The organism is Streptomyces sp. NPDC058198 (genome assembly GCF_042882605.1).
In the GTDB taxonomy this organism is placed as follows: domain Bacteria; phylum Actinomycetota; class Actinomycetes; order Streptomycetales; family Streptomycetaceae; genus Streptomyces.
Window position 1 is genome coordinate 117,801 of the sequence record NZ_JBHVVP010000002.1, and the last position, 13,012, is coordinate 130,812.

Annotated in this window: 12 protein-coding genes; 9 read left to right on the forward strand and 3 right to left on the reverse strand. The window is 70.5% G+C overall.

Annotation, left to right across the window (positions count from 1 at the left end):
* Positions 1-118 precede the first annotated feature (118 nt).
* Complete coding sequence (locus tag ACFVWW_RS09035) at positions 119-1,084, forward strand: DUF5926 family protein (RefSeq protein WP_384178082.1); 966 nt, start codon at positions 119-121, stop codon at positions 1,082-1,084.
* Positions 1,085-1,387: 303 nt separating this feature from the next.
* Here the strand turns inward: ACFVWW_RS09035 and ACFVWW_RS09040 are convergent, their stop codons facing one another.
* Positions 1,388-1,570 (reverse strand): hypothetical protein, encoded by a 183-nt coding sequence (locus ACFVWW_RS09040; RefSeq protein WP_386876929.1) that lies wholly within the window; start codon positions 1,568-1,570, stop codon positions 1,388-1,390.
* Between the two features lie 31 nt (positions 1,571-1,601).
* Positions 1,602-2,282: a bifunctional DNA primase/polymerase gene (locus tag ACFVWW_RS09045; RefSeq protein ID WP_384178085.1), complete on the reverse strand. Its 681-nt coding sequence runs from the start codon at positions 2,280-2,282 to the stop codon at positions 1,602-1,604.
* A gap of 499 nt (positions 2,283-2,781) precedes the next feature.
* On the opposite strand from ACFVWW_RS09045, the gene ACFVWW_RS09050 reads away from it, so the two are divergent.
* On the forward strand, positions 2,782-4,329 hold the full coding sequence (locus ACFVWW_RS09050; RefSeq protein WP_386876931.1) for a PP2C family protein-serine/threonine phosphatase: 1,548 nt from the start codon (positions 2,782-2,784) through the stop codon (positions 4,327-4,329).
* Between the two features lie 95 nt (positions 4,330-4,424).
* On the forward strand, positions 4,425-5,894 hold the full coding sequence (locus tag ACFVWW_RS09055) for an aminopeptidase P family protein (protein WP_386876933.1): 1,470 nt from the start codon (positions 4,425-4,427) through the stop codon (positions 5,892-5,894).
* 106 nt (positions 5,895-6,000) lie between these two features.
* On the opposite strand, the gene ACFVWW_RS09060 is transcribed toward ACFVWW_RS09055, so the two are convergent.
* Positions 6,001-6,471 carry an ATP-binding protein gene (locus tag ACFVWW_RS09060; RefSeq protein WP_386876935.1) on the reverse strand — a complete coding sequence of 157 codons (471 nt, stop codon included), beginning with the start codon at positions 6,469-6,471 and terminating at the stop codon, positions 6,001-6,003.
* Positions 6,472-6,673: 202 nt separating this feature from the next.
* Between ACFVWW_RS09060 and ACFVWW_RS09065 the strand changes: the two genes are divergently transcribed.
* From ACFVWW_RS09065 to efeB, 6 genes are all read left to right on the forward strand, one after another.
* Positions 6,674-7,477 carry a hypothetical protein gene (locus tag ACFVWW_RS09065; RefSeq protein ID WP_386876937.1) on the forward strand — a complete coding sequence of 268 codons (804 nt, stop codon included), beginning with the start codon at positions 6,674-6,676 and terminating at the stop codon, positions 7,475-7,477.
* A 106-nt stretch (positions 7,478-7,583) separates the two neighbouring features.
* The gene (locus ACFVWW_RS09070) at positions 7,584-8,354 is read left to right on the forward strand and encodes a YcnI family protein (RefSeq protein WP_386876939.1); all 771 of its coding nucleotides are present in this window, start codon (positions 7,584-7,586) and stop codon (positions 8,352-8,354) included.
* A 106-nt stretch (positions 8,355-8,460) separates the two neighbouring features.
* Positions 8,461-9,117, forward strand: a complete 657-nt coding sequence (locus ACFVWW_RS09075; RefSeq protein ID WP_384178103.1) for an SCO family protein — start codon at positions 8,461-8,463, stop codon at positions 9,115-9,117.
* Positions 9,114-9,587, forward strand: coding sequence for a copper chaperone PCu(A)C (locus ACFVWW_RS09080; RefSeq protein WP_386876941.1), 474 nt, complete (start codon positions 9,114-9,116; stop codon positions 9,585-9,587). Before ACFVWW_RS09075 ends, ACFVWW_RS09080 begins: the two co-directional genes overlap by 4 nt.
* 14 nt (positions 9,588-9,601) lie before the next feature.
* Positions 9,602-11,623, forward strand: a complete 2,022-nt coding sequence (locus ACFVWW_RS09085; protein WP_386876943.1) for a copper resistance CopC/CopD family protein — start codon at positions 9,602-9,604, stop codon at positions 11,621-11,623.
* A gap of 139 nt (positions 11,624-11,762) precedes the next feature.
* Entirely contained in the window at positions 11,763-13,001 is a 1,239-nt protein-coding gene (gene efeB / locus ACFVWW_RS09090; RefSeq protein ID WP_386877381.1) for an iron uptake transporter deferrochelatase/peroxidase subunit, read from the forward strand.
* Positions 13,002-13,012: the final 11 nt, after the last annotated feature.

A 13,012-nucleotide genomic window follows, 5' to 3' on the forward strand; every position in this document is an offset into this window, starting at 1 on the left:
CGTACGTACGGCTGTGTGGCGGGCCGCGCGTTCACACGGCGCATTGCGCCCCCGGGAATCCCAGTACGGCTAGGCTCGCGCCGACACCGCACCGCCGCTACCGGGAGAAAGCCACACCATGGCCAAGAAGCGCCCCCAGACGAAGGCCGCGAAGGCGCAACTGAAGGACGGACCGATTCCGGTGGTGGGGGCCCGCGAGCCCTGCCCGTGCGGTTCGGGCCGTCGCTACAAGGCCTGTCACGGCCGAGCCGCCGCGCACGCCGTGACCGAGCTGGTCCAGCGCCCGTTCGAGGGCCTGGCCGGTGAGTGCGACTGGGTCGCGCTGCGCGAGCTGGTGCCCGCCGCGACCGCCGAACTGACCCTCAGGGACGGGCTGCCCGAGGGCGTGCCGTCCGTGACGCTGGCGACCGTCCTGCCGATGGCGTGGCCTGCGCTGCGCCGTGACGACGGCTCCGTACTGCTCGCGCTCCAGAACGACACCTCGTCCGGCGACCTCAGCCGCGACCTCGCCGACACGCTCCGGCGTGCGCTGGTGGCCGAGCCCGGCAGTCCGGTCGCCGCCCAGCGAGTACCCGCCGACGGTCCGCGACTGCAGGATCTGCTCGACCCCCAGGCCGACTTCACGCCGGTCGTGCACTCCGGATTCGAGTTCTGGGTGCCGGACGCGGAGAACTCCTCGGCCGAGGTGTCCGCGTCCCTGGAGAGGGCCAACGCCGCCGCGATCCCGACCGCCCTGCTCTCCGGCACGGACGCCGCGTACTGGTGCGAGACGCCGGAGAAGAACCATCTGCGCTGGGTGATGCCGTACCCCGAGGAGAAGCTGCTGGACGCCCTCGCCCGGCTGCACGCGGCGGGCACGTCGAGCCTCGGTGAGGGAACGCGCCTGGTCGGCTCCTTCCGGGCGCACGGCCTGACCGTGCCGGTGTGGGACCTGCCGAGCGCGATGGGCGCGGAGGAGTGCGAGAAGCCGGCGGCGGAGTTCGCCGAACGGCTGGCGGCGGCGCTCGCCGTCGACGCGCCGCTGACCGGGGACGAGCGCCGGGCGCGCGGCGGGCTCACCAACCGCCAAGTCACGCTCAGCTGACCGTGATGCCAGCGGTATCGGCCGCGGTATCGGTGACGGTATCGGCCGCGGTTTCAGCGGCGGAGGCAATGCGAGGGCAGCGGTGGCAGTGCCGGTGGTGGTGACATCCGCCACGGAAGACCGGTGACACCTGTCACACCTCCCTGTATCCGCCGGTAATTCATTGTCCGAATACACCGGATCGAATTTGCTAACTGCCGATCTCTTGTTACCGTTCTAGAAGCCCGGTCGCTGGTGCATCCCCCGTCGCCAGCGACCGGGCGTCTGCGTTCCCAAAGGAGTGCGGCGCGTCAGGCGGATGAGTCAACGGACCACCACGCATGGGGAGTTACTCCCCGACCGCTGCGGCAACGATCCGATCCTGCCGCCGGTGCCGCCGCCCCCGAACGGTGTGAACTCCGCCACCGCCATGTATTCCTCGGTCTCCGGAAAGAGCGAAGCGCCCTGGTCCGGATCGATCCGGACCAGGGCGCGAACATCTCTCACGCGGCTAACCCTGTGGCGGTACGGACAGTTGTCAGTACGCGAGCCGACTGCCGCCGTCCGGCGCGCTGGTGCTCGCCTCGACGAGCGCGTCCACGACCGCCTCCACATCCGGCAGCCATGGCGCCGCCGAGCCGGGCAGGGGCGCCCGCTCCCAGCGGACCTGTCCGCCGGCCGCCTCGGACGGCGGCAGTACGAGATAGCCGCCCTCCCCGTGGAACCGCAGCGAACTGGGCACCCAGTCCTTGCTGTAGAGCAGCTCACCGAGCCGTTCGAGGGTGTACGGGGCCACCAGCAGCGACCAGCGGGTGGGCGTCGCGACGACCGGCCCGAGCCGCATGCCCATCCGGTCCAGTTCCTCCAGCGCGCGAGCGCCGACGACGGCCGGCAGGCTCACCGCGCACGGGGCGCCGCCGCCGGTGGCCATGACGATCGGAGCCGTAGGACGGTTGTTCCACCACCAGCGCACCATGCGCTCGTCGGTGGTCGCCGCGAGCAGTCCGGGGTCGAAGGGGTGCGCGCCGGGTACGACGCATTCGAGGTCGGGGCAGGCACAGCCGGGGCCGCGCGTACCGCGTCCGTCAGCCGCCTTCAGACCGGCGCCCGGGAGTACGGGCCATCTCCACGCAGTGGCGCAGGTGAGCGCCGCGTCGAGCTGGGCAGGCCTCCCCTTGCCGAATCGGAGCCTGCGTCGCCTTCCGAGGATCTCGCGCATGAGCGCTCGTTCCTTTCCGTTGAACGCCGAGGTCCACATGACACTGACACCATGTGTGTGCATCACTTCACCGTGCGTACATTCGACGCTGAGCCGCCCCTTGCCGGAGGCATGGACAGACCCTCTTGGCCTGCGGCGCGTCGCGCCGTCCCTGGGCCGAGCACGGACTGTCTTCATTAAACGCGTGGCGAGGGGTGGCGTGCGCATGGCGCTTGTTGTCCCGCTGTACTTTTCTCGCCAGTCCGGGGGATGAGGCGTGGCCTACGGCGGTTAAGACGCCTGGACCTGCCGCCAGGTTCCGGGGCGGTCCCAACTGCCCCTGTCCGTCACCGTTTACGTACCCATCACGTTCGGAATGACGCTCCGCCCGGGCCGCGTTCGAACTCAGCCCTGGATGACTCCCTGTTGAGCGCCCTCAGTCGATCGTAAAACCTCGTGAGGGGGGTCATTTTTCAGTCACGTTAATCGTCTCACAGACACCTACCATTCCGACCTGACAATGCTGGACATTGCATCAGTTGTACGTGTACATGTGGATGTATTGATAGCCGCGCAGAATGACATGGGGGTTTGCGATGCTATTGAGCGAAAAGAACCAGTCGGAAGACCGGACGTCATGAGCGCCCCGAACATGCCGAAAGTGGCTGGAATCGATCCCATCGTCCCTGCCCCCGCGCACACTACGTCTCCCTTCGACGACCTCCCGGCCGCGCCGGGCACGCTGATCCAGGACCGGCTGGCCGGCTGGGTCTCCGATCTGACCACCCTCCATGAACTCACTGAACGCCTGGCCAGGACAGGTTCCCTGGATGACGCACTTCATGAACTGCTGCGCGCCGGCGCGGCCCTGGTAGGCGCACGCCGGGGGCTGGTCGTTCTCGAACCGGCCGACGGCCTGGGGCCCGCCATCACCCTCGGACTGGGACTCGCGCACGCCGATCTCGGCCATCTGGAGACCGTGCCGCGCTGCGCCACCTCGTACGGCCGACTGCTCGACAGCTCCACCGCGCGGGCCGATCCCGTGGCCGTCCCCGATCTGCTCGGGGACGCGGAACTGGATCCGCGCCAGCGCGACGTCGCGGCGCGGCTGGGCTACGGAGCGAGCTACGCCGTGCCGCTGGCGGATGACACCGCGTCAGGTACGTCGGGCGCGGCAGGTACGTCGGGGGCGTCGGGCGCTTCGGGCGTGGCTTCCGGAAAGCTCGGTGCGGCCGTCTGGCTGTACGACGAACCCGCGGAACCGGTGGCGCGCCAGCGCCATCTGGTCGGTCTCTACGCCCGGTACGCCGGCGCGCAGCTCGCCCGGCTGCTCGAGCTGGAACGGGCCCGTACCCACGTGGCCGTCATCACCGAGGAGCTGCTCCCCAGCAGGCTGCCCCGGATCCCCGGCGTACAGCTCGCCGCGCGCCATCGCACGGGACCGCGCGGCGGCGGTGACTGGTACGACGCGCTGCCGCTGCCCGAAGGCACCCTGGGCCTGGCCGTCGGCTCGGTCAGCGGTTCGGGGCCCAGCGCGGTGGCCGCGATGGGACGGCTGCGCGCCTCTTTGCGGGCGTACGCCGTGATGGAGGGCGAGGACCCCGTCGCCGTACTCTCCGATCTGGAGATGCTGCTGCGGCTGACCGACCCCGCGCGTACGGCCACCGCCCTCTTCGCCTACGCCGAACCCGCCCTGCGCAAGATCGTGCTGGCCGGGGCCGGGCACGCCCCGCCGCTGATCGTCGGAGAGCGGCGCACCGAGTTCGTCGAGACGTCGCTGTCCGCGCCACTGGGAATGCTCGCCTGCTGGGAGGCGCCGAGCGTGGAGCTGTTTCCCGCACCGGGCGAAACGGTGCTGCTCTACACGGACGGGCTGCTGCGGCGTACCGGCGATCCCATGGACCGGGCCTTCGCCCGGCTGCGCGCCGCCGCGGCGAGCGTGCCCAGGGCCCTCAGGGGCGATCCCGGCGCGGTCGCCGACCATGTGCTGCGGACCGTACTGCCGGACGGGCTCGGCGCGGCCGGTTCGGGTGATGACATCGTGCTGCTCGCCGCCCGGTTTGACTGACTCCTGACGGATTCCTCACAAGGGCCCCGGGCCGTGTTCCCTTCGCACATACGATGGAAAGACCGTCCAGTTTCGTAGCCGTATGAGGAGAAGACGTGGCTGAGGAGCTCAATCCGGAGACCCCGGAGACCTCGGAAACAGAAGAAGAGCCGATCAAGCAGCGGAAGAACGGACTGTACCCGGGCGTGTCCGACGAGCTCGCAGAGAACATGAAGTCAGGCTGGGCCGACACCGAGTTGCACGGCCTGGAGCCGATCGCGCAGGCGTCCCACACCGCCGCCCGCCGCGCGGCTCTCTCCGCGCGCTTCCCGGGCGAGCGGCTGGTGATCCCCGCGGGCAACCTCAAGACCCGGTCCAACGACACCGAGTACGCCTTCCGCGCCTCCACCGAGTACGCGTACCTCACCGGCGACCAGACCCAGGACGGCGTCCTCGTACTGGAACCGAAGATCGACGGGCACGACGCGACGGTCTATCTGCTGCCGCGCTCCAACCGTGAGAACGGCGAGTTCTGGCTCGACGGCCAGGGCGAGCTGTGGGTCGGCCGCCGGCACTCCCTCGCCGAGGCGGAGCAGGTGCTGGGCATCCCCGCCAAGGACGTACGCGAGCTGGCCGCCGCCCTCAAGGACGCCACGGGCTCCGTCCGTAACGTCCGGGGGCACGACGCCGGCGTCGAGGCCGCGCTGACCGACAAGGTCACCGCCGAGCGCGACGAAGAGCTGCGCGTGTACCTCTCCGAGGCGCGCGCCGTGAAGGACGCGTTCGAGATCGGCGAGCTGCAGAAGGCCGTGGACTCCACCGTCCGGGGCTTCGAGGACGTCGTGAAGATCCTCGACAAGGCCGAGGCGACCAGCGAGCGCTACATCGAGGGCACGTTCTTCCTGCGCGCCCGTGTCGAGGGCAACGACATCGGCTACGGCTCGATCTGCGCGGCGGGACCGCACGCCACCACCCTGCACTGGGTACGCAACGACGGCGACGTACGCCCCGGCGACCTGCTGCTGCTCGACGCCGGCGTGGAGACGCACACCCTCTACACCGCCGATGTCACGCGCACGCTGCCAATCGACGGCCGCTACAGCGAGATCCAGCGGAAGATCTACGACGCGGTGTACGAGTCGCAGGAAGCCGGCATCGCGGCGGTGCGGCCCGGCGCGAAGTACCGCGACTTCCATGACGCCTCGCAGCACGTCCTCGCCGAGAAGCTCGTCGAGTGGGGTCTGCTGGAGGGTCCGGTCGAGAAGGTCCTGGAGCTGGGGCTCCAGCGCCGCTGGACCCTGCACGGCACCGGCCACATGCTCGGCCTGGACGTCCATGACTGCGCGGCCGCGCGCAGGGAGGCGTACGTGGACGGGACGCTGGAGCCCGGGATGTGCCTCACCGTCGAGCCGGGGCTCTACTTCCAGGCCGACGATCTGACCGTGCCCGAGGAGTACCGCGGCATCGGCGTCCGGATCGAGGACGACATCGTGGTCACGGAGGACGGCAACCGGAACCTGTCCGCCGGGCTGCCGCGTCAGGCCGACGAGGTCGAGGCCTGGATGGCCGGCCTCAAGCAGGCCTGACCGGACCTGCCGCGCCCGGGCGGAGTCTTGCACCGGCGTTCACACCCCGGTGCAGCACCCCGATCCCATGCGCCGGTGCCGCGCCGGAGGGCGCTCCGCTCCGAGCTCACACGGCTCCGAGCAGGGCGTCCTCCCGCAGGGCGCCCTCCCGCCATTTCAGGATCTTGTCGAAGCTGACCACCGCGCCGTGCCCCGGCCGGTTACGGAAATCCACATGATCGGCGAGCTGCTCGATCAGACACAGCCCCCTGCCGTTCTCAGCCGTGGGAGGAGGCACGGGCGTGGCACGCCGCACCATCCGCCGGGCCGGAAACCCCGGACCGGAATCGGCCACTTCGATACGGCACTTCTCCCCGTCCAGATACGCGGTCACCCGGAAGCCCCCAGGAGCCTCACCGGACGCTCCGTCCCCGCCGTGCTCGACGGCATTCGCACAGGCTTCGGTGAGGGCGACGGACAGGTCGTAAGAGATGTCAGGGTCCACACCCGCGGTCTCCATGGCGCCGAGCAGAAGGCGACGGGCGAGCGGAACGCTCGCGGCTTCGCGCCGCAAGTGGAGTGACCACCAGATGCTCATGCTCCAGCCTCCTGGCTGCCGCTTGACATACCGATACGTATTGCCCCTCCCGGCGGGTTGTAAGCACGCGGTTGGCGTGATAGCGCTCATTCGGCGGACGCGTGTGCGGCGCACGGCGATGTACGGCGGCGCGGGGGACAGAGCGTGACCTTCCGGACCTGCCCTCCGGCGCCCGCGGCCGCAGTGCGATGATGACCCGGCCATGTCTCCCGTCGCACGTGCCGGAGCCGCTCCGCGGCTGCTGAGGGCCGCGGTGTTCACCGCGGTCTGTGTCGTGCTGTCCGCGACGGGACACGTACTGGCCGCGTGCGCGCCCGTCCCCTGGTGGACCCTGGTCCTCGGCTTCCTGGGTGTGTTCGCCGTCGCCGCTCCGCTCGCCGGACGCACGCGCTCGACGGCATCCATCGTGGCCGCCCTGACGGGCGGGCAACTCGCCCTGCACAGCGTGTTCGGCGTCGGCCAGCAGCACCTGTCGGTGCCGGCCGGCACCGACGACGCGCTGATCAGAATGGCCGCCAAACTGGTCTGCGGAGCGGGCCCCGTCTCGCTGAGCCCTCTCGACGCCCAGCGGATCGTCACCAACGCGGGGATCACTCCGCCGGGTTCGGCAAGCGCCCATCAGCACATGACCCCGGGCCTGGCGCCCATGATCGGCCCCGCGGCCTCCGCCGACGGACTGCTGCCCTCCCTCCCCATGGTGCTCGGGCACCTGCTGGCCGCCCTCGCGACCGGCTGGCTGCTCCGCCGCGGGGATCTCGCCCTTCTGCGCCTCGCCCAGCTCTCGGCGCACGGCATCGGCGAAGTCACGGAAAGCGCGCCGCTGCGCGCCCTGCGCGCCGCCCTCGCTCTCGTACGGGTCCTGCGCGCCGGACTGCCCGGCGTACCCGCCCCCGAGGCGCGCGCCCCGCACGCTTCGTACGGCACTCCCCCGGTACCGGCCGGGGAGACACTCCAGCACACGGTGATCAGGCGCGGCCCTCCGGCCGGCCTCGCTCTCGCAGCCTGACGCGACGCACTCCGCACGGACGGGAGTGATGTCGCGATGCCGTCACGCATCCGCGTCGCGGCGTCCCAGCCTGATCACCTTCTCCCTTCACACCGTGGAGTGTTCTGTGTTCTCAGCCAAGAACGTCACTCGCGCCTTTGTCGCCGGCTCCCTCGCCACCACCGCCCTTCTGCTGCTGGCGGGCCCCGCCTCCGCGCACGTCAGCGTGCAGCCGCAGGGCGAGGCCGCCAAGGGCGGCTACGCCACGATCAACTTCAAGGTCCCCAACGAGCGCGACGACTCCTCCACCACCAAGGTCGAGGTGAACTTCCCGACCGACCACCCGCTGGCGTCCGTCATGCCGCAGCCCGTGCCCGGCTGGAAGATCGTCGTCACCAAGAGCAAGCTCGCCAAGCCGCTGGAGATGCACGGCAACACCATCACCGAGGCCGTCTCCAAGGTCACCTGGACCGCGGACGGCGGCAAGATCGGACCGGGACAGTTCCAGCAGTTCCCGCTCTCCGTCGGACAGCTCCCCGAGGACGCCGACCAGCTGGTCTTCAAAGCCCTCCAGACGTACGACAACAAGGACGTCGTCCGCTGGATCGAGGAGCCCAAGGAAGGCGCGCCCGAGCCCGAGAGCCCGGCGCCCGTCCTCAAGCTGACCGCGGCCACCGGGGACGAGCACGGCGCCGCGGCCGACGAGGCCACCGCCGAGACCGCCTCGAAGGACGACGCGAAGACCGGCGGGACGAAGACGGACGACGCGAAGACCGAGAATGCCTCCGCGGAGAGCAGCGACGGCACCGCCCGTGTCCTCGGCATCGTCGGCATCGTCGTCGGCGTGGTCGGGGTGGCCTTCGGGGTCCTGGCCGGCCGGCGCCGTACCGCCGCCTGACACAGCAGCACCACGCAACAGGCACCACGCACCTGAGGCACGCGAGGCCGGGACACCCCGGCCCCGCGTGTCGGTGCCCCGCACACCACAACCAGGAAATATCCCCATGCGCAAGAAGACCCTGACCGCAGCCGCCGCCCTCGCCGCGGTGACAGCGCTCACCCTCACCGCCTGCGGCAGCGCCGACGACTCCGCGAAGGCGGTCGCCGACGTCTCCACCCAGGGCAAGACCAAAGCCGCGACCGTACTCGACACGCCCTTCAAGAAGCCGAACCTCGTCCTCAAGGACACCAAGGGGAAGACCTACGACTTCCGCGAGCAGACCAAGGGCAAGCCGACGCTGATCTACTTCGGCTACACCAACTGCCCGGACGTCTGCCCCCTGACGATGAGCAACATCGCCATCGCCAAGAAGTCACTTCCCCAGGCCGACCAGGACAAGCTCCAGGTCGTCTTCGTCACCACCGATCCCGAGCGGGACACCTCCGCCGAACTCGCCAAGTGGCTGCCCAGCGCAGGCGATCCGTCCTTCACCGGACTCACCGGCGACTTCGCCACCATCCAGGCGGGCGCCCGCCAGATCGGCATCGGCATCGACCCGGCCACGAAGGACAAGGACGGCACCGTCGTCTCCATGCACGGCGCCCAGGTCGTCGCGTTCTCCCCGAAGACCGATGCCGGCTACGTCCTGTACGGCGAGGACGCCTCCTCGGACGACTACGCCAAGGACCTGCCGAAGATCATCAGGGGGGAGAACCCGTGAACCGCCGAGCCCCCGTCGCGCTCGTCGTCTTCCTCACGGCCGCGCTGGCACTGGCCGGCTGCTCCTCCGATTCCTCTTCTTCATCCGCCTCCTCCGGCGACAGGCCCGAGCTGAAAGTCAGCGGGGGCTATATGCCGCGCCCGGTCAGCGACCTCGCGGCGGGCTTCATCGTCGTCACCAACAGCGGTGACGCCGCCGACAAGCTCACCTCGGTCACCAGCGATCTCTCCGACGACATCACGATCCACACGACCGAGAGCCAGAAAATGCGGGAGGTGACGTCCTTCGACATCCCGGCCGGCGGCGAACTGCAACTCGAACGCGGTGGCAGCCACATCATGTTCGCGAAGCTCAAGCAGCGGCCCGAGGTGGGCCAGAAGGTCGACATCGAACTGCACTTCGAGAAGACCGACCCCATAACGGTCGAGCTTCCCGTGAAGGAGACCACCTACAACCCGGCCCAGCACTGAGGGACTGAGACGTTATGACAGCCACTGCCCCGCGCTTCGGAGCCGCACCCTTCGTGCGACTGCTGCTCGTCACCACCGTCCTTCTCGGCGCCGTCCTCACCGTGCTCTCCGGCACGGCGTCGGCGCACGCCGCACTGACCGGGAGCACCCCCGAGGACGGGGCGGTGGTCGCCGCCGCTCCCAAGGACATCACCCTCACCTTCTCCGAACAGGTCGCCATGGGCGACAACTCGATCCGCGTTCTCGACCCCGGCAACAAGCGGGCCGACACCGGCAAGACCCGCGACCTGGGCGGCGGTGGCACCGTCCGGTACGGCATCGACCTGCACGCCGGACTGCCCGACGGCACCTACACCGTCGCCTGGCAGGCCGTCTCCGCCGACAGCCATCCCGTCTCGGGCGCCTTCACCTTCTCCATCGGAGCGCCCTCCGAGACCACTGCCGTCGTGCCCACCGAAGAAGCCGGCGGCGGACTCGTCGGCACCCTGTACGGCGCCGCGCGCTACCTCTCGTACGCCGGCTTCATCCTGCTCGTCGGCGGCGCCGCCTTCATCCTCGGCTGCTGGCCGCGCGGAGCTTCCGTACGGCCCCTGCAACGGCTCGTCGTCCAGGGCTGGATCACCCTCACCGCGGCCACACTCGTCATGCTGCTCCTGCGCAACCCGTACACCGGCTCGGGCCAACTGGGCGACGCCTTCGACCTCGGCGCACTCCAAGCCGTCCTCGCCACCAAAACCGGAGCCGCCCTCGTCTCCCGGCTGCTACTCCTCGGCGCCGCCGCACTCTTCGTCGCTGTCCTCTTCGGCGCGTACGCCAAGCGGGAAGCGCCACGGGACGAGGAGGAGAGCAAGGAGAGGAAGGACCTCACCTTCGGGCTCGCCATCGGCGGCACGGTCGTCGCAGCCGGGATCGCCGGAACATGGGCGCTCGCCGAACACGCCTCGACCGGGATCCAGACCGCGCTCGCCATGCCGGTGGACGTCCTGCATCTGCTGGCGGTGGCAACCTGGCTCGGCGGGCTTACGGCACTGCTCGTCGCCCTCTATCAGGCGCCCGTCATCGAGAGCGCGGCCGTGCTGCGCTTCTCCCGCACCGCCTTCATCAGCGTCGTGGTACTCACCGCGACCGGGCTCTACCAGTCCTGGCGGCAGGTCGGATCGTGGTCGGCGCTCTGGGATACGTCATACGGGCAGCTCCTGTTGGTGAAGGTCGGGCTCGTCGCCGTACTGGTAGGGATCGCCTGGTTCTCACGGCGATGGACAGGGCGGCTGGGACAGCGGTCGGAGGGTGCGGCGAAGGCCGGTGCCGAGGTCGGCGCCGAAGCCGAGGCCGCCGCGAGGGATGAACCCGCTGCGGAGACCGAGCGGGACAGCGAAGCCGAAGCCGCGACGGAATCGGAGACCGGGAGGGGGACCGGGGCCGAAACCGTCGCGGCGACGACCGTTCAACGTGACAGTGAAAGAGTTACCCAACTCGCCCGCCAGCAGGCCGCACTGGCGAGCGCACGCCAGAAGCGGATCCGGGACGCCGACCCCGAGCGGACCGGACTGCGCCGCTCCGTGCTGGCCGAGGCCGGGGTCGCCGTGGTGCTCCTCGCCGTCACGACCGTACTGACGTCCACCGAGCCGGGCCGGACCGCCGAGCAGGAGGCGAGCCGGACGGGCGGCTCGGCCGCCACCGCCCCCGCGACCCAGGGGCCCCTCGACCTCAGCCTGCCCTTCGACACCCGCGGCCCGAACGGCAAGGGCACCGTACGGCTCACCCTCGACCCCGGACGCTCCGGCGCCAATGTGATGCACATCTACGTCGACGGCCCCGACGAACAGCCGCTGGACGTGCCCGAGGTGAAGGCCGCCTTCACCCTCACCTCCCAGAAGATCGGCCCACTGCCGGTCGTTCCCGACCGCTTCGCTCCCGGACACTGGAGCGCGGACGGCGTACAGATCCCCATGCCGGGCGACTGGCACCTCCAGGTGACCGTACGGACCTCCGACATCGACCAGACGACCCTCGACAAGACCGTGAAGATCGGCTGACCCCTTGAGCAAGACCCGACAGAATCACGAAGAGCGAAACCCCCAGGACGTCCGGGACGACCATGAGGACGGGAGCGGCCGCCATCAGGACGGCGACGACCGCCAGGACGACGGGAGCGGCCGCGCCCCCCTCACCGCCATCTCCAGGCGGCGGCTGCTCGGCACCGTGGGCGCCGCCGGAGCCACCGGACTGGCGCTCGGAGCGGCGGGCGGAGCCACCGCGTACGCCGTCGGCCGCCCGGAGCCCGCGCCCGCGCTGACCAGCCTCGGCGCGGACTCCGTCCCCTTCCACGGCGCGCACCAAGCCGGGATCACCACGCCGTCACACGCCCGCGGCCACCTCATCGCCTTCGACCTGGCCCCCGGCGCGGGACGCAAGGAAGCCGCCGCGCTGCTGCGGCGCTGGTCGGCCTCGGCCCGGGCGATGATGGCCGGCGAACCGGCCGGAGGCCAGGCCGGCGGCCACGACACCGGCATCGCCCTGGACGCCGGACCGTCATCCCTCACCGTGACCTTCGGTTTCGGCCGTACCTTCTTCGACCGCACAGATCTGGCCGACCGCCGCCCCACCGCCCTGGACCCGCTGCCCGCCTTCTCCTCCGACCACCTCGACGCCGCGCGCAGCGACGGCGACCTCTGGATCCAGATAGGCGCCGACGACGCGCTCGTCGCCTTCCACGCCCTGCGAACGCTCCAGAAGGACGCGGGCACGGCGGCCCGGGTGCGCTGGCAGATGAACGGGTTCAACCGCTCACCCGGCGCGACCCAGCACCCCATGACCAGCCGCAATCTGATGGGCCAGATCGACGGCACAGGCAATCCCAAGCCATCCGAACCGGACTTCGACCGGCGGATCTTCGTCCCCGCGACCCCGGCGGCCGGCACCCCGGACTGGATGGCGGGCGGCTCCTATGCCGTCGTACGGCGCATCCGCATGCTCCTCGACGACTGGGAGAGACTCCCGCTCGGCAAGCAGGAACAGGTCATCGGCCGGCGCAAGTCCGACGGCGCCCCCCTCACCGGCGGCACGGAGACCACCGAGCCGGCCCTCGACCGGACGGGATCCGACGGCAAGCTCGTCATCGCGGCCAACGCGCACGCCCGGATCTCGGCGCCGGAGGCCAACGGCGGGGCCGCGATGCTGCGCCGACCCTTCTCCTTCCACGACGGCATCGCCGCGGACGGGACTCCCGACGCGGGGCTGCTCTTCGTCTGCTGGCAGGCCGATCCGCTCAAGGGATTCGTACCGGTGCAGCGCAAGCTCGACCGGGGGGACGCGCTGTCGGCGTTCATCCGGCACGAGGCGAGCGGGCTGTTCGCGGTGCCAGGCGGTGCGCGGCAGGGAGAGTACGTGGGCCAGCGGCTCCTGGAGTCCTGAGTCCGCACGCC

Coding starts and splice junctions, on each gene's coding strand:
- ACFVWW_RS09075 (WP_384178103.1), top strand. CDS start 8,461: ATGCGCAAGAAGACCCTGACCGCAGCCGCCGCCCTCGCCGCGGTGACA.
- ACFVWW_RS09060 (WP_386876935.1), bottom strand. CDS start 6,471: ATGAGCATCTGGTGGTCACTCCACTTGCGGCGCGAAGCCGCGAGCGTT.
- ACFVWW_RS09050 (WP_386876931.1), top strand. CDS start 2,782: ATGCTGGACATTGCATCAGTTGTACGTGTACATGTGGATGTATTGATA.
- ACFVWW_RS09045 (WP_384178085.1), bottom strand. CDS start 2,282: ATGCGCGAGATCCTCGGAAGGCGACGCAGGCTCCGATTCGGCAAGGGG.
- ACFVWW_RS09065 (WP_386876937.1), top strand. CDS start 6,674: ATGTCTCCCGTCGCACGTGCCGGAGCCGCTCCGCGGCTGCTGAGGGCC.
- ACFVWW_RS09035 (WP_384178082.1), top strand. CDS start 119: ATGGCCAAGAAGCGCCCCCAGACGAAGGCCGCGAAGGCGCAACTGAAG.
- ACFVWW_RS09085 (WP_386876943.1), top strand. CDS start 9,602: ATGACAGCCACTGCCCCGCGCTTCGGAGCCGCACCCTTCGTGCGACTG.